Source organism: Undibacterium umbellatum, assembly GCF_014284125.1.
Classification (GTDB): Bacteria; Pseudomonadota; Gammaproteobacteria; order Burkholderiales; family Burkholderiaceae_D; genus Undibacterium; species Undibacterium umbellatum.
Genome location: NZ_JACOFX010000006.1, coordinates 210701 through 227106, shown reverse-complemented (window position 1 = coordinate 227106; position 16406 = coordinate 210701). Strand labels below are relative to the sequence as shown.

General features: G+C 50.0%; 11 protein-coding genes. 10 read left to right on the top strand and 1 reads right to left on the bottom strand.

The window, feature by feature from the left end; translation table 11 throughout:
• Positions 1-63: 63 nt before the first annotated feature.
• Positions 64-735: an energy transducer TonB gene (locus H8L47_RS14250; RefSeq protein WP_186952314.1), complete on the bottom strand. Its 672-nt coding sequence runs from the start codon at positions 733-735 to the stop codon at positions 64-66.
• Between the two features lie 1087 nt (positions 736-1822).
• Here H8L47_RS14250 and H8L47_RS14245 point away from each other — a divergent pair.
• The 10 genes from H8L47_RS14245 (at position 1823) to bcsZ (ending at position 16344) form a co-directional block, all read left to right on the top strand.
• Positions 1823-3601: an ABC transporter substrate-binding protein gene (locus H8L47_RS14245; RefSeq protein WP_222616529.1), complete on the top strand. Its 1779-nt coding sequence runs from the start codon at positions 1823-1825 to the stop codon at positions 3599-3601.
• A gap of 74 nt (positions 3602-3675) precedes the next feature.
• Positions 3676-5523, top strand: a complete 1848-nt coding sequence (locus H8L47_RS14240; RefSeq protein WP_186954259.1) for an ABC transporter substrate-binding protein — start codon at positions 3676-3678, stop codon at positions 5521-5523.
• Between the two features lie 39 nt (positions 5524-5562).
• Positions 5563-6501 (top strand): ABC transporter permease, encoded by a 939-nt coding sequence (locus H8L47_RS14235; protein ID WP_186954258.1) that lies wholly within the window; start codon positions 5563-5565, stop codon positions 6499-6501.
• 9 nt (positions 6502-6510) lie between these two features.
• Entirely contained in the window at positions 6511-7626 is a 1116-nt protein-coding gene (locus H8L47_RS14230; protein ID WP_186954257.1) for an ABC transporter permease, read from the top strand.
• Positions 7627-7635: 9 nt separating this feature from the next.
• Positions 7636-9336 carry an ABC transporter ATP-binding protein gene (locus H8L47_RS14225; RefSeq protein ID WP_186954256.1) on the top strand — a complete coding sequence of 567 codons (1701 nt, stop codon included), beginning with the start codon at positions 7636-7638 and terminating at the stop codon, positions 9334-9336.
• 209 nt (positions 9337-9545) lie between these two features.
• Positions 9546-10943, top strand: a complete 1398-nt coding sequence (locus H8L47_RS14220; RefSeq protein ID WP_186954303.1) for a TldD/PmbA family protein — start codon at positions 9546-9548, stop codon at positions 10941-10943.
• Positions 10943-12265 carry a metallopeptidase TldD-related protein gene (locus tag H8L47_RS14215; RefSeq protein ID WP_186954255.1) on the top strand — a complete coding sequence of 441 codons (1323 nt, stop codon included), beginning with the start codon at positions 10943-10945 and terminating at the stop codon, positions 12263-12265. Before H8L47_RS14220 ends, H8L47_RS14215 begins: the two co-directional genes overlap by 1 nt.
• Before the next feature lie 79 nt (positions 12266-12344).
• Entirely contained in the window at positions 12345-14015 is a 1671-nt protein-coding gene (locus H8L47_RS14210) for a dienelactone hydrolase family protein (protein WP_186954254.1), read from the top strand.
• A 275-nt stretch (positions 14016-14290) separates the two neighbouring features.
• Positions 14291-15085: an enoyl-ACP reductase FabI gene (gene fabI / locus H8L47_RS14205; RefSeq protein WP_186954253.1), complete on the top strand. Its 795-nt coding sequence runs from the start codon at positions 14291-14293 to the stop codon at positions 15083-15085.
• A 158-nt stretch (positions 15086-15243) separates the two neighbouring features.
• Complete coding sequence (gene bcsZ, locus H8L47_RS14200; protein WP_186954252.1) at positions 15244-16344, top strand: cellulose synthase complex periplasmic endoglucanase BcsZ; 1101 nt, start codon at positions 15244-15246, stop codon at positions 16342-16344.
• Positions 16345-16406: the final 62 nt, after the last annotated feature.

Sequence of the window (16406 nt, the reverse complement as noted above, 5' to 3'; positions counted from 1 at the left end):
TAATTTTCTTGGGTAGAGAAGGCAACATTGATTTGTCAGCCTGCTCTTGCCTGAGTCTCTTTATTACTCCAACTTCCAGACATACTGGACTTTGGTCCATGTCTGTTGTGGCTTGCCATCCACGGTACCTGGTTTGTTTTTGCAGGAACCTGACATCAATTGGGACTTCACTGCATTATCGAGACCGCGGAAGCCACTGGATTTGTCGATCTTGACATCGGCTACCGAGCCATCTGCACCGATGAGGACGGATAATTGCACGGTACCAGTTTCTTCGTTACGCAGCGATGCACGCGGATATTCCGGTTTGCAACCACCAACGTTAAAATCGATCACGCCTGGTACTGTCACAGGACCTGTAGGCTTGGCTTCTGCTACGGGAGCAGGTGGGGCCTGGGTCTTGGCGAATGTCGGGTTCTCTGGCTTGACATTCGATACGGCGGCGATCGTCGGCTGCTGTTGTACCGGTTGTTGTACCTGGACTTCCGGTGGCGGAATGAACGGTGGCGGTGGGGCCAGCAGTTTTGGTGGCGGCGGTGGCGGTGTATCTGGCGGTGGTGGCGGTGGTTTCACCTCTTCCACCAGCTTGACTTCTGCTGGCTTGATCACCACTTCCATGGCCTTGCGAGCCAATCCTGATACCAGCGCATATACCACCAGTAAGTGAAATGCGATTACCAGCCCTATACCTATAAACTTCTTCCCCGGCTCTTGCTGGCGATTTGAAAAATCCATTACTGCTCCTCCACTACCACAAGGTCTACTGTCTGACGCAAGTCAAAACAACTCAAACAAAAAAGTGATTATAAATGCTGAGCATCAATAAAAAGCCATACCGATACAAAACCACTTATAAATTCATAAGCAGCAGGCTCATCAAAATATAAATCGAGTTTTCTTGTGAAACTGACTTATTTAATTTTGCCTGCAACCAAAATATCAAGCTTTACTGACTACTTTACTGACTACGTCAGCAATTAACCAAATAATAAACTTATTGATCTATTTCTTATTTCATCAACCATGCTCTACGGCCCCGAAGGACAATAGCTCGCAAGGTGGTCCGGAAATTTTTACCTGCTGCAGATGGTTACACTGCAAATTGGCTGGCAACTTAATTTATTCATGTAAAAAAAGTTGCCTTCACATCTGCGAAATGTAAATTTAAGCGTCAGAAAATTTTCCGAAGGCGCATAAAACCACTTCCGCACAGAAACTGTCAAGTAGTATGACAGCTGGTCCATCAAAAAAACAACATGACGCATTTTGCCAAAAAAACACGCGCTTAGGAAACCTATTCTTTTGTGCTGTGCAGCATAAATCATGTCAGCGCAGCTATTTTTACACTTCCTTACATTGATAAATTTGCCGACTTAGCTACTCGCCGAAATTTAATTTTTTTTGAGCCTCTTTTTAGCCTCCAAACTATCTAAAGTTGCGCCGCAGTATTGCACCGCAATGGTGCAAGGCAACATCATCACTCCTTCTCTGGTGCGCAATCACGATCAAACTGCACTTGAAAATCACAAATTGAAAAAAATTGTCACACTTGAGCATTACCGTGTGAAATAAAAATTTCTTTTCATTTCCCACCGATGTGACTCTTGCGTTAAGGTTACGGCTTTTTGGCATGCATACAAGCTAAATTGTTTGAAAACACAAGGGTAAAATTAATTTGCACCTGCAATATGTAAATTAAACTATTCAATAGTTTTTTTTCTAAGATTTTGCCATTAAAGGCCCGCATGTACCCCACTCGGGCCTGATCCATGCTTAAGCAGAATAAATTTACACTACGAGAGTACGAAGGTTAACAATGTTCATGCGTCACCAGAGAGTTGCTTGTATTTTCACCATGCTGCTGGCTTCAGTTTCCTTGCAGGTGGCTCAGGCAGCTAGCCCTGCGGACCTCAACAAAGTAGTCAGGCAGGCTTTCGAAGCTGCGGATGATGGCTTTGACATGGCAAAAACCCAGAATTTTTATTCTGGCTGGGTCAGTGAAGCAATCTTTGAACCCTTGCTCAGCTATGATTACCTGGCACGCCCGGCACGTCTCTTGCCACTTGCTGCAGAGGCAATGCCAGAAGTAACCGAGCAGGGGAAAGTTTTTACCTTCAAGATCAGGCCTGGCATTTACTTTGCCCCCGATCCCGCATTCAAGGGCAAAAAACATGAGTTGACCGCGAACGACTATGTCTACACCTTCAAGCGCGTATTGGACCCCGTCAACCGTTCACCCAATGCCAGCTTCATAGAAGGCAAAATTGTTGGCCTTGATAGTGTCGCTGCAAATGCAAAAAGAACGGGTAAATTCGACTACGATGCGCCAGTTGCTGGCCTGAAGGCTATCGACAAGTACACGCTAAGGATAGAGTTAACAGCAACAGACTACAATTTCCTGTATGTCGTCGCCTACGGCGGTTTTGGCGCAGTAGCGAGGGAAGTGATAGAGGCTTATGGCGATCAAACTGGCCTGCATCCAGTCGGGACTGGTCCTTACATGGTGGAAAAGTATTTGCCACGTAGCAAGATCGTGCTCACGGCCAACCCCGAATACCGTGGCTACACCTGGGATTTCAAATCGACGGGCAGCGCCCGCGATGAAGAAATCGTCAAACAAATGAAGGGCAAGAAGATGCCCCAGGTTGGCAAGGTCGACATTAGCATCATCGAAGAAGAACAATCTCGCTGGCTGGCATTTCAGGATTCGCAACTTGACATTGATAAGCTGCCGCAAAGCGCTGCCACGGCAGCCCTCGATGGAGTTGCGTTAAAACCTGACCTGGTAAACCAGGGCATCAAGATGGACAGAGTTACAGACGCGGGCATCACCTTTACGATTTTCAATATGCGCGACCCTTTGATCGGCGGTTACACCAAGGAGAAAATTGCCCTGCGTCGCGCGATAGGCATGGCCTATAGTCATGAAGATGAAATCGCCCAAATGCGGCTGGGGCAAGCCATACGATCTGAAATGCTGATCCCCAAGGATATTGTTGGCTACGATCCAGCTTACCGCAGCAGTCTCGCATATGACATCAAATTAGCCAATAAACTGCTCGACCATTTTGGCTATAAACGTGGAGCGGATGGATACAGAAATAATCCTGACGGCAGCCCGCTCATCCTCAAAAAAACCGTGGAACCCGCAGCCATCTATAAAGTTCAGTCTGAGATTTATAAACGTGGCCTGGATAAAATTGGTTTGCGCATCGAATTCCCGGTCAGCAATTTCGCTGACAACCTGAAAGCTGCCTCCGCCTGCAAACTGAATATGTGGGGCGGCGCCTGGAATGCAGATTTCCCTGATGGCGAAAACTTCCTGCAATTACTCTACGGTCCCAAAGCCGGTGCGGGCAACCATGCCTGCTACGAATCACCTGCCTATGATGCACTGTTCCGCAAGGCTATCTCCTTGCCATTGGGGGAAGAGCGCAATAAGGTGTATGCACAAATGAACCGCCAGGTAGAAGCTGATACACCATGGATAGTACATACCTCGCGCATCCGCAGCTGGCTATATCGTCCCTGGATTATTGGCTATAAAAAGCATCCTATCTTACATTCTGACTGGGCCTTCATTGATGTAGAAAAACATTAATTGCGACGTGCAAGTCTCAGTTGATTCAATACGCATTTATTATCATCGTACAAAAATAGCAGGAGAACTCGTTTATGAAGTCCACTCATCCGTATCAGCGCGACAGAGCTTTACGCAAGCTATCCAGAACAGGCATGGCAATCTGCCTGACCCTTGCTGGTCTGGCCGCAACAACTCTGCCCATGCATGCACATGCTGCCAAACCTGATTTTGCTGATCCGGAAAAAGTGTTGCGCACCATCTTCCCAGTTGCGGAAACCGGCTTTGACCCTGCGGCGACACGAGACCTGTACTCCAACGCCATTAATGAGGCGATTTTTGAACGCCTGTTCACCTATGACTACCTGGCCAGCCCGGCGAAGATTATCCCAAAAACAGCCGATGGCATGCCAGAGATTTCTGCCGATGGCAAAACCTATACCATCAAGCTTAAGAAAGGTATTTACTTCACGCCTGATGCGGCCTTCAATGGCAAAAAGCGTGAATTGACGGTGGATGATTATGTGTATTCATTCAAGCGCATCATGGACCCGAAAATCGCCTCTACCCATGTATGGCTGTTAGAAGACAAGATAACGGGACTGGATCAACTGGCCGCGCAGGCGAAGAAATCGGGTAAATTTGATTATTCGGCCAAGGTACCAGGTCTGGAAGTCGTCGATAAATATACTTTGCGCATACATCTGACGCGTCCGGACTTTAATCTGCCCATGATATTGGCCTACACCGCCATGTCCGCGGTTGCACGCGAAGTCATAGAAAAATACCAGGATGCACAAGGTGTTGCCATGGCAAACCCAGTAGGCACTGGCCCTTTCAAACTAACTGAATGGGTACGCGGCTCGAAAATGATACTGGATGCAAATCCTGATTTTCATAAGACGATATGGGATTTCCAGGCCAGCGCAGACCCGAATGATCAGAAAATCATTGCTGCCATGAAGGGCAAACGCATGCCACAAATCGGGCGTGTCGTCGTCAATGTGATACTGGAAGACCAGTCGCGCCTGCTGGCATTCCAAAAAGATGAAATTGATTTATTCCAGTTATATGGCGGTCTGGCACCTCAGGTATTGAACGGACCAGACTTGAAGCCTGAATTTGTCAAACGCGGCATACAGATGTCGCGCATTATTGACCCAGAACTAACCGTCTATTACTGGAACATGCGAGACCCGGTATTTGGTGGCTTGAGCAAAGAGAAAATCGCCCTGCGCCGCGCCATGTCCATGGCCCACAATGTAGAAGAAGAAATACGCATCGTAGACAACGGGCATGCTATACCTTTGCAATATCCCATCCCTCCTGGCGTGGTAGGACATGACCCTAACTACAAAAGCAGCATTCAGTACAATCCTGCCGCAGCCAACGCCTTGCTCGACAAGTTCGGCTACAAAAAAGGCAAGGATGGTTATCGCACCATGCCAGATGGTAGTCCACTGGAAATTGTTCACACAGCCCAGACAGAATCACGCGGTCATTTGCAGGCTGAGGTCTGGAAAAAATCCTATGACGGCATAGGCATTAAAATGCGTGCCGAATTCCGTCCCTTTGCTGAAATTTTGAAAGCAGAAAAGCAGTGCCAATTGATGCAGCGCATTTCACCATGGATAGCGGACTATCCTGATGGTGATAACTTTATGCAATTGTTTTACGGTAAAAACATACACATGAATAATAATGGCTGCGTCGCCATCCCAGAATATGACAAGCTGTATGAACAATCACAAAAAATGGCTCCAGGGCCAGAGCGCGATCTGCTGTATCACAAGATGACCCGCATCATGGAACTGTATGCTGCCCAGCGCCTGGGTTATGCCCGCCATCGCATGATGCTGTCACAGCCACGCGTGATAGGTCATAAAAAGCACCCCATCATGCATATAGAATGGCTACAGATCGACATCGACAAGAACAAGTAATCCGCAGGCTGACTGAAATTTGAAAACCGAGAGACAAACATGACCGCTTATATACTGCGCCGCTTATGGCAGATGGCACCAACGATGCTGGGTGTCATCCTGCTGGTGTTTTTCCTGTTTAACTGGGTGGGTGGCGACCCGGCCTACATCCTGGCAGGCAAGATGTCAAATGCCGAACAGATAGCCAATATCCGCACCCAACTTGGCATAGACCAGCCTTACTATGTACAACTATGGATCTTCATCAAGCAAATTGTCACCTTCAACTTTGGCAATAGCTGGAGTACCGGTGAAGCAGTGTCTTCCATCATAGGCACACGTCTTGGCCCTTCGCTGACTGTGTTGATACCACTTACAATTATCGAAACCCTGATTGCGATTGCGTTGGCGCTCGCAATTGCCTTCAAACGTGGCTCGTTGACTGACCGCTCTGTGATGATTGCCTGTACCGTCGGCATGTCGGTCAGTATCCTGGTCTACATCATCGTCGGCCAGTATTTCTTTGCTTATAAACTGGGAATGTTCCCGGTACAGGGCTGGGGCAATCACTTTGCTGAAAACCTGTTCAAATACTCTGCCCTGCCTATCCTGATCGCTCTGGCCGTGGGTGTCGCACCTAACCTGCGCCTGTTCCGCACCTTTGTGCTGGATGAAGTGAACCAGGATTATGTGCGCACTGCACGCGCCAAGGGCGTTAGCGAAAGCCGCGTGAAATGGGTACACGTCTTGCGAAATGCGTCGATACCTATCATCACCCACGTCATGTCGAACCTGCCAGCCTTGCTGATCGGCGCCTTCCTGATCGAGCGTTTCTTTTCCATCCCTGGCATAGGCCGCGAAGTGATACTGGCAGTGGAACGCAGTGACTTCCCCGTGATCAAAGCGATCACCGTGTATGTCGCTGCCGCGACCATGTTTTTTAATTTGTTGACCGATCTGCTGTACCAGGCGGTTGATCCACGCGTACAGTTGAAATAAGGATCATTCATGAGCACGACTATCACCAATCCAACTGTTCAAACTGTTTCGCCCGGGCTGTGGGCCCTGGCCTGGCGCCGCCTGCGCGCCGACAAGGTCGCCATGATCGCCATGGCGATTGTGACTGCCTTTTTATTGACTCTTACCCTGTCCGCTGCCGGTATCATTGCCGCTGACTGGGAACAGGAAAGCGGTGTCAGCTATGCCCCGCCCGGCTTTATTGGCGCAGACGCAAACGTAGCAGCTAAAGTAGAAGTAGAAGCACCACCGCCTGAGAATCCTCTCGACCCGTTGGCTGACATCATCCGTGAATTGCGCAAGCAGCCAGATGCTGATCAGGCAATCATCGTCAATGATTACGGCATCCCTGACCCGCTGGCAAAGGAAATGGCAGAAATCCGCGCTGAACTTGCCAAGTCTGGCAAGGCTGTCGTGGCCGACCGCCTGACCACCCTGCCCTTTGGTGCCGACAAGTGGGGGCATGACATTATCAAGAAAACCATCAAGGGTGCTGAGACTTCCATCGTCGTTGGCCTGGTTGCAGCCTTTCTGGCGACACTGCTGGGTACGATGTTTGGCGCACTGGCTGGTTATTTTGGCGGAAAAGTCGATGACTTTTTCAACTGGTTTTATAGCATCTTCACTTCCATCCCTTACCTGTTGCTGATACTTTCAGTCGCAGCTGTATTGCAGCAAAAAGGTGTGACCACCATCATCCTGATTCTGGCCTTTACTGGCTGGACTGGTCCATTCCGACTGATACGCGCCGAATACATGAAGCACAAGGCGCGTGAATATGTGTGGGCAGCAGATGCCATCGGTGCTTCGCACTGGCGCAAGATGTTCGTGCATATCTTCCCGAATGTCAGCCATGTGGCACTGGTACAGGTATCCATCCTTGTCGTCGGCTTTATCAAGTCCGAAGTTATCCTGAGTTTCCTGGGCTTTGGCGTGCCGGTTGGTGTGGTGTCCTGGGGCAGTATGCTCAATGAAGCACAGAATGAATTGATTTTGGGTAAATGGTGGCAACTGGTTGCCGCAACCGCGGCGATGGCTGTGCTGGTGACGGCATTTTCATTGTTCACCGATGCCTTGCGCGATGCGCTTGACCCCAAGTTGAAATAAGGACAGATCATGAGTCAAGAAAACCCAAATCAAGCTTTGCTGAAAGTAGAAAACCTGCGAGTGTCTTTCCGCGTCAATAAAAAAGACAGTGTAGAAACCGTCAAGGGTATTTCATTTGAAATACCGCGCAATTCCACCGTCGCTCTGGTAGGGGAATCCGGCAGTGGCAAGTCCGTCAGCTCGCTGGCCGTCATGGGCTTGCTGCCACCAGATACTTCAAGCATTGCCGCTGAAAGCAAAATCATTTTTGAAGGCCGCAGCCTGCTGGAGCTCAGCATTGCGGAAAGGCGCGATTTATGTGGTAAGGAAATATCCATGATTTTCCAGGAGCCAATGACCTCGCTGAATCCGGTATTTACTGTCGGTTTCCAGATCGCTGAAGTCTTGCGTCTGCACATGGGCATGGATGCAAAACAGGCTCGCAAACGTTCGATAGAATTGCTGGAAGAAGTCGGCATTCCCGATCCTAAGAACAAGATCGACGCCTACCCCAGCCAGATGTCCGGCGGCCAGCAACAAAGGGTGATGATCGCCATGGCGATAGCCTGCGAACCCAAATTATTGATTGCCGATGAACCGACGACGGCACTGGATGTCACCATACAAAAGCAGATCATCGACCTGATCGATGCGCTGCGCACTAAACACAAAATGTCAGTGCTGTTCATTACCCATGACCTGGCACTGGTCGGTGAAATTGCCGACCATGTCATCGTCATGCGCAATGGTGAAATCCGCGAAGCGGGCACGGTAGAACAAATATTTGAAAGCCCGAAAGATACCTATACCCAGGCGCTGCTGCACTGCCGCCCTACGCTGGATACCCGTCCATGGCGTTTGCCGGTGATTGCCGACTTCATGAACAATAACGGCGCACTGGTCGAGCAAAAACAACGCCCGCGTGGCCTCAAAGGCGATGAAGAAATCGTGCTGGAAGTCAAGGATCTGGGCAAGAGCTTTTACTCCCGTGAAGGCTTCTTTGGCAAGAAAGAATTCAAGGCCGTAGAAGGTGTTTCCTTCAAACTGGCACGTGGCAAAACTCTGGGTGTGGTGGGTGAATCAGGCTCTGGCAAGACCACGGTTGGCCTGACACTGATGCGCCTGCATCAGGCAACCACCGGGCAAGCTCTGTTTGAAGGCAAGGACATCCTGTCCATGTCGAACAAGGAATTTCATCACTACAAGCGCCGCATACAAATCATTTTTCAAAACCCCTATGCATCACTGAACCCGCGCTTTACTGTGGGGCAGATCTTGATGGAACCCATGTACATCCACAATATCGGCGCCAACGACAGCGAACGCTCTGCCATGGCTTATCAATTGCTGGAAAAGGTCGGCCTGCCAACAATTGCCTTCCATCGCTACCCACATGAATTTTCTGGCGGCCAGCGTCAGCGTATCGCCATTGCGCGCTGCCTGACGATGAAACCGGAAGTGCTGGTCTGCGATGAATCGGTGTCAGCACTCGACGTATCGGTGCAGGCGCAGGTGCTGAATCTGCTGCAGGATTTGCAGGAAGAATTTGGTCTGTCCTACATCTTCATCTCGCATGATCTGGCAGTGGTCAAATATATTGCCGACCAGGTCATGGTGATGAACAAGGGCAAGGTTATCGAACTGGCGAATTCAGATGATCTGTATTTGAATCCTACCCAGGCGTACACCAAGACTTTACTCAATGCCATTCCCAAGGGTCTGCAACACTAAGCTGCACAGGCGAATCGGCTGCTTGCTGGTTCGCCCGCTCCAGTCTGAAAAACCTCCTTACACTTATATTTTTGACCAATCTTGCAAACACTGGCAAGATGGCGTTCGCCTGTTGCTTGACGAAACGGGCACAATTTCCCGCATATCCATATGCAGCAAATTTACTGGAGTCAGGATTGGAAGCATTAAGAAGTTTATTCCGGGAATTAATGCCCGCTGTCGATTTTTTCTCCATGCGTGTAGTGGATGAGCGCAGTGAAGAACTGCTGGTCAGGCAAAATGTATTGCAACCCCTGCGCAATGCCCGAAGCCATGGCGCGATGCTGACCGTTATTCATGATGGTGGCTACGGCTATGCCGCAACCAGCGACTTATCCCGCAATGGATTGAATACCGCATTGCAGCATGCTTTGAAATGGGCCAGGCTCAGCGCAGGTAAAACGATCACCAACTTCAGCAAAATCCCGCAAGCTGCTATTATCGGTCAGTATCAAAGTCCTGCCGCATCCATCTGGCCCAGGAAAGACTTGATTGCCTTACTAATGCAGGAGTCTGCAGCATCGCATTTCAGCGACAAGATTGTAGATTGGAGTGCTTCCATAGGCGTGACTCATACTGAGCAACTATTTATCAGTAGTGCTGGTGCTGACATACATCAGCAATTCAACTACCTGATACCGAATCTCAGCGTTACCGCCAACGATGGATCAGAGACCCAGACCCGTAGCCTCGGAGGTCAATACAACGGTTTTTGCCGTCAGGGTGGTATGGAAGTTTTGCAGCAATCCGGCTTTTATGGCGCGGGCAAGCGCATTGCAGAGGAAGCACTAGCGCTACTGCATGCAGCTAACTGCCCAAGTGGCCGCATGGACTTGCTGCTGATGCCAGAACAGATGATGCTGCAAATCCATGAATCCATAGGGCACCCGCTGGAACTTGACCGCATCCTTGGTGATGAGCGCAATTTTGCTGGCACCAGTTTTGTCACACCAGAGATGTTTGGTCATTTCCAGTATGGCTCTGAATTGCTGAACGTCACCTATGACCCCAGCCGTGCCGAACAATTTGCCAGCTTTGGCTGGGATGATGATGGCAGTACTGCAGAAAAAACCTGGATCATCAAAAACGGCATACTGGAAAAACCTTTGGGCAGCGCCCTTTCCCAAGCCCGCGCTGGTATGGCAGGTGTCGCCAATTCGCGCGCTTGCGACTGGAACCGCCCGGCCATAGACCGTATGGCCAACCTGAATATAGAAGCAGGCAGCAGCAGCCTCGATGAGATGATTGCCAGTGTTGAGTGTGGCGTGCTGATGAATACCAATGTGTCCTGGTCCATCGACGATTCACGCAATAAATTCCAGTTTGGCTGTGAATATGGGCAAATGATACGCAATGGCAAATTGCAAGAACTGGTCAAGAATCCCAATTATCGTGGTATTTCAGAGAGTTTCTGGCGCTCGCTAAAAATGGTGGGTGATGTATCCACCCTGGCAGTCATGGGCACACCCTTCTGTGGCAAAGGCGAGCCTTCCCAAGTCATACGCGTGGGTCACGCTTCACCAGCCTGCCTGTTTGACCAGGTGGAAGTATTTGGAGGCGAAGCCTGATGCAAGACTATTTTTTATCCCTGGCAGCACATATAGAAACGCAATTAGCGGCGAATGAAGTCAGCACCACCTGGTTGTCGGCAGAGTCCAGTGACTTTGTCCGTTTCAACCGCAGCGCCATACGCCAGCCTGGCCATGTCTTGCAACTGATACTGAACCTGCAATTGATCAAGGGGCAAACCCATGCGGCCATGAGTTTCAATCTCAGCGGCGAAACGGAAATGGATTTACCGAGGATCAATGCTGCAATTGAAGATTTGCGTACGCAATTACCAGACTTGCCAGCAGACCCGCACCTGATGATAGCCACTGAAGTTAACAACAGCGTACAAATCCTCCCATCTTCCCTGCCCCCAACATCGGCCATACTGGAGCAGATACTGGCAGCAGCAAACGGGGTAGACATGGTGGGCCTGCTGACCACAGGTACGCAATATCGCGGCTTTGCCAATTCCTATGGCCAGCGCAACTGGTATGAAACCAGCAATATCAATTTTGACTGGAGCCTGTTTCATTCAACAGATAAAGCTGTCAAATCCAACTATGCAGGCTTCCATTGGGATGAGGCTGAATTTCTGAAGAAATTTGCCGATGCCCGTCAAAAGCTCGCCTTGCTGGCGCGACCACCTGTCACCGTTGCGGCAGGCAATTACCGGGCTTATCTCAGCCCGACGGCATTGAATGAATTGATTATGATGCTCAACTGGGGTGGTCTGTCCGAAAAGTCTTTGCGTACCCGCCATAGCTGCCTGCGTCGCTTGCAGTCAGGCGAAGCAAGCATGCATGCCATGGTGGATATCTGCGAAGACAGCCGTGCTGGCCTGGAGCCTGGTTTTCAGGCGCAAGGCTTCATCAAACCCGACGTCATTCCCCTGATACAGACGGGCAAACTGAGCGGCAGCATGATCTCACCGCGCAGCGCCAAGGAATTTGGCTTGATCGCCAATGGGGCACCGGACGATGAGTCAGCAAGATCCCTGATCATGCGCGCGGGTACACTGGCAAACGCGGACATACTCAAAGAGCTGGGCACGGGTATCTATATTTCCAATCTCTGGTATTTGAACTTTTCTGATCGTGCTACCTGCCGCATCACAGGCATGACACGCTTCGCCACTTTTTGGGTAGAAAACGGAGAGATCAAGGCGCCGCTCAATGTCATGCGCTTTGATGATTCTTTATTCAGGATACTCGGTGATAATTTATTGAAACTAACACAAGAAACCGAGGTCATCATGGATGACCGCTCTTATGGTGAACGCCATACTGGCGGCGCAGTCGTGCCAGGTGCCTTGCTCAAAGAAATGTACTTCGCACTTTAATCCTGAACACAGGCCAGTCGTAAATCAAGCCGGGCACTGATAGCACATGGCCTGCCTCAGCTTTTTTGAAAGTAGACGCATGAATTTTCAAAGCAAGTGGTTTTCCTTTGTACGCATGGCCCGCTCGGAGAGTTCACTTAAGCATATAAGCAAGCAACGATATATGCTACGCCAGCCTTCATTTTTTCTGCGCCATATTGCAAAAGCCGCCAGTGGCTTTTGCCTGTTCGCAGCAACATTGGCTTCAGCCAATACCACCGAACCAAATTTCCAGCTCGCCAATGCCTATGGCAAACACGCTGTCGGTTTTCGCCTGGTGCAGCAATATGACTTCAGCCGCTCCATGAAGGGCAAGCATGATCTGGTCACTGGCGAAGCGATCAAAACTGAACGTGCCCGCCCGGTACAAACCCTGATCTGGTATCCCTCAGATAAACCAGGCAAGCCCCTGCGTTTCATTGATTATCTGAGAACGACCGAGACCAGGCCTGACTTCCAGCTGCCTGGCGCTGAAATCGAGCGTAAGCTCAAGGAAAAGACTGACAAAGTACTACGCGTATTTGGCAACGAGCGTGGCAATGCAGAAGTCCAGGCTGTCATGCGTGCAAGCAAGGGCACATCCCCAGCCAGTGGCAAATACCCTGTCCTGATTTATGCCCCCGGCGCTGGTGGCGAAGCGATGGAGAACGTCGATAACTTTGAATACCTGGCCAGCCATGGCTACATCGTTATTTCCAGCGCCAGCCAGGGCCCGCTGACAAATAATGTGAGCATCGATATGGCTGGCCTTGATGCCCAGGCCAGAGATATACAATTTTTACTCGCCTATGCGTCGACCGTACCTGAAGCAGATTTATCCAAAATTGCCGTAATGGGTTTCAGTTGGGGCGGCATGGCCAACTTTGTTGCAGCCTCAAGAGACAGCCGCATTTCTGCCCTGATTAGCCTTGATGGTTCCTTGCGCCGTTTCACTGAATTTGCCAAACAGATTCCTGCAGTATCAATCACGGTACCGACGTTGTTTATACACAGGGGAAATGAATCACTGGAAGAACTGAGCCAGCGTAACCAGGACATGTCTTATTCAGCACTCAATAGCATGAAATACATGGATTTAATTAAAATCACCATGCCATGGATGCAGCATGTCGACTTTGCTTCAGATAGCTTGCGCATGGGATCCGATCTGCATTTTTCTGAATACACGCGTAAAGAAATAGGTTTAGCACATTCCTGGGTCAGCCGCTATGTGCTGGAATTTCTCAATGCAAAGCTCAAAGCCAACACAGAAAGCGAACGCTTTTTGCAAACGACGCCAGTCAAAAATGGCGCGCCTGCACATATGATGTATGTGCAACACCGGCCTGCCCTGCCAGGTGCCCTGCCAACACGCTCCGGTTTTATACAGGGACTGGCAAAACAAGACTTTCAGGGAGCCGAAGCGCTGTATGACAGCCTGCATAAACTGAATCCAGAATTTGTTCTTAAAGATAGTGATTTGAATGCCTGGGGCTATGAATTATTGCGCCAGAATAAACTCAAGGCAGCATTGGCGATTTTCAGACTGAACACCCACTTATCAACGGACAGCTTCAATGCCTTTGACAGCCTGGGTGAAGCTTATGAAGTCGCCGGCAACAAAGATCTGGCCATCGTCAATTACCGCCAGTCCTTGAAATTAAATCCTGACAACAAGCATGCAGAGCAACAATTGAAGGAATTGGAGACTTCAAACCAGCAAGATAAGTAACTGCATTGATAGTCATTCAGTCAAAAACTGGGCAATTGCAGTACCAATATTGCCCGGAATTGCCAAATTAAGTTCATTATTGCCATCGCAGCACACTTAATATTTGCCCGTTTTGGTCTTAGCCACTACAATTCCGACCTACTGTGAGTATGGGCACAAGTTGGCCAGTCTCACTTTGTGCAGTATCAAAAAATTTTAAAACGTATCAAGGGCAGGTTTAGCCTGGCATTTTGCCGACCGGCCATAGACTTGATGCGGCCCTACCTGGAGTCAACATGGCATTTCTGCAAGGCAAAAAAATTCTGATCACCGGTTTGCTGTCCAATCGTTCCATCGCTTACGGCATCGCCCAGGCATGCAAACGCGAAGGCGCTGAACTGGCATTTACCTATGTAGGCGAACGTTTCAAAGACAGGATTACTGATTTTGCGGCTGAATTCGATAGCAAACTGATCTTTGATTGCGACGTCGCCAGCGACGAACAAATTGAAGCGGTTTTTGCTGACCTGGGCAAATCCTGGGACAAGCTTGATGGCCTGGTACATGCTATCGGCTTTGCACCACGCGAAGCAATTGCCGGTGAATTCCTCGATGGGTTCTCCCGTGAAGCTTTCCGCATTGCGCATGACATTTCTGCTTACAGTTTCCCGGCCATGGCAAAAGCTGCTCTGCCACTGCTGCGTGAAGACTCGGCCCTGCTGACCCTGTCTTACCTGGGTGCTATCCGTGCCATCCCGCATTACAACACCATGGGCATGGCCAAGGCATCACTTGAAGCATCGGTACGTTACCTGGCAGAACACCTGGGCAAAAAAGGCATACGCGTCAATGGTATCTCCGCTGGCCCTATCAAAACCCTGGCTGCCAGCGGCATCAAGGACTTTGGCAAACTGCTGGGCTTTGTTGCCGAGCACGCACCTCTGCGCCGCAATGTGACAATTGAAGATGTGGGCAATACAGCGGCCTTCCTGCTGTCGCCACTGGCAAACGGTATTACTGGTGAAATCACTTACGTCGATGGCGGCTTCTCGCATGTCATGGGCCTCAACGCTGATTCCTACAATAAGTAATCGGCCTGTGCCAGTTTAAGCATTGCATGAAGGCATAAGATTGATCTTTCCCTCATGCAATGCCGCTGTAAAATGAATACATCTCCCACATGTTCAACACCTTGAACGACTTATCCCGGCTTTACAAGTGCTTGCTGATTTTTTTCAGCTGCTGGCTGATGCTGCCCGGTGTTGCACTGGCAGCTTCATGCAATGATCCCTGGCCTGCCTGGGATCACTTCAAAAAAACTTTCATCGCTGAGGACGGCCGAGTAATCGACCATAGCGGCCCACGCAAGCCCACGACTTCCGAGGGGCAGGCGTACGCCCTGTTCTTTGCCCTGAGTGCCAATGATAAAGCCGCTTTTCAACGCATTCTGACCTGGACCGAGAACAACCTGTCAGCCGGTGACCTGACAGCTCGCCTGCCCGCCTGGCAATGGGGACAACGTGAAGACAATAGTTGGGGCGTCATCGATAAGAACCCGGCTTCTGATGCTGATTTGTGGATAGCCTATAGTCTGGGTGTCGCTGGAGAAGTCTGGAAAGACAAGCGTTATTCTGCCCTATCGAGCTTGCTGGCACTAAGAATACTGAATGAAGAAACCGCCGAACTGCCAGGACTGGGGCTGAGCTTGTTACCAGCCCCGACTGGCTTCAATCTGCCTAACAATCAATGGAAGCTGAATGCCAGCTACCTGCCCCTGCCCTTGTTGCGCTGGTTTGAACAAAAAGAAAGCGATGAACGCTGGAAGCGCATGTTAGCTCCGGCCATGCGTCTCATCGCAGGCAGCGCGCCCAAGGGCTATGCTGCCGACTGGATTATTTACGATGCGCAAAAAGGCTTCTTGCCAGATAGCCAGGGCGCGGAAAAAGGCCAGGGTGGCTATAACGCCATCCGGGTTTATCTCTGGGCAGGCATGATGGCCAGCCAGGATGCGGAAAGAGCTAACCTGCTTAAATTGCTGCGCCCCATGCTGCAACTTGTCGATAGCAAGGGTTATCCGCCAGAGTTTATCGACATCCTCAGCGGCGAGATTAGTGGGCCGGGCTCCAGCGGATTCAGTGCCGCCCTATTGCCCCTGCTGCAAATCAACGGCGTACAAAAAACGCTGGTGCAACAGCAACTGCGCCTGCAAGCACAAGCCATCAAGCCGGATGCCTATTATGATCAGGTGCTATCCTTGTTCGCTCTCGGCTGGCAAGAAAAACGTTTTCGCTTTGATGCGCGTGGAAATGCCGACTTTTACTGGCAACACTTTTGCTGGCGTTTATTTTGAGGCATGAGCAAGATTTTCTTAGAAACTGGCTGCTTTTTCCTGAAAAATCCTGTATAGTTCCG

What these genes read in the sequence shown, in the direction of transcription:
- H8L47_RS14250 (WP_186952314.1), bottom strand. Translation starts at nt 735, where the DNA reads ATGGATTTTTCAAATCGCCAGCAAGAGCCGGGGAAGAAGTTTATAGGT.
- H8L47_RS14245 (WP_222616529.1), top strand. Translation starts at nt 1,823, where the DNA reads ATGCGTCACCAGAGAGTTGCTTGTATTTTCACCATGCTGCTGGCTTCA.
- H8L47_RS14240 (WP_186954259.1), top strand. Translation starts at nt 3,676, where the DNA reads ATGAAGTCCACTCATCCGTATCAGCGCGACAGAGCTTTACGCAAGCTA.
- H8L47_RS14235 (WP_186954258.1), top strand. Translation starts at nt 5,563, where the DNA reads ATGACCGCTTATATACTGCGCCGCTTATGGCAGATGGCACCAACGATG.
- H8L47_RS14230 (WP_186954257.1), top strand. Translation starts at nt 6,511, where the DNA reads ATGAGCACGACTATCACCAATCCAACTGTTCAAACTGTTTCGCCCGGG.
- H8L47_RS14225 (WP_186954256.1), top strand. Translation starts at nt 7,636, where the DNA reads ATGAGTCAAGAAAACCCAAATCAAGCTTTGCTGAAAGTAGAAAACCTG.
- H8L47_RS14220 (WP_186954303.1), top strand. Translation starts at nt 9,546, where the DNA reads ATGCCCGCTGTCGATTTTTTCTCCATGCGTGTAGTGGATGAGCGCAGT.
- H8L47_RS14215 (WP_186954255.1), top strand. Translation starts at nt 10,943, where the DNA reads ATGCAAGACTATTTTTTATCCCTGGCAGCACATATAGAAACGCAATTA.
- H8L47_RS14210 (WP_186954254.1), top strand. Translation starts at nt 12,345, where the DNA reads ATGAATTTTCAAAGCAAGTGGTTTTCCTTTGTACGCATGGCCCGCTCG.
- fabI (WP_186954253.1), top strand. Translation starts at nt 14,291, where the DNA reads ATGGCATTTCTGCAAGGCAAAAAAATTCTGATCACCGGTTTGCTGTCC.
- bcsZ (WP_186954252.1), top strand. Translation starts at nt 15,244, where the DNA reads ATGCTGCCCGGTGTTGCACTGGCAGCTTCATGCAATGATCCCTGGCCT.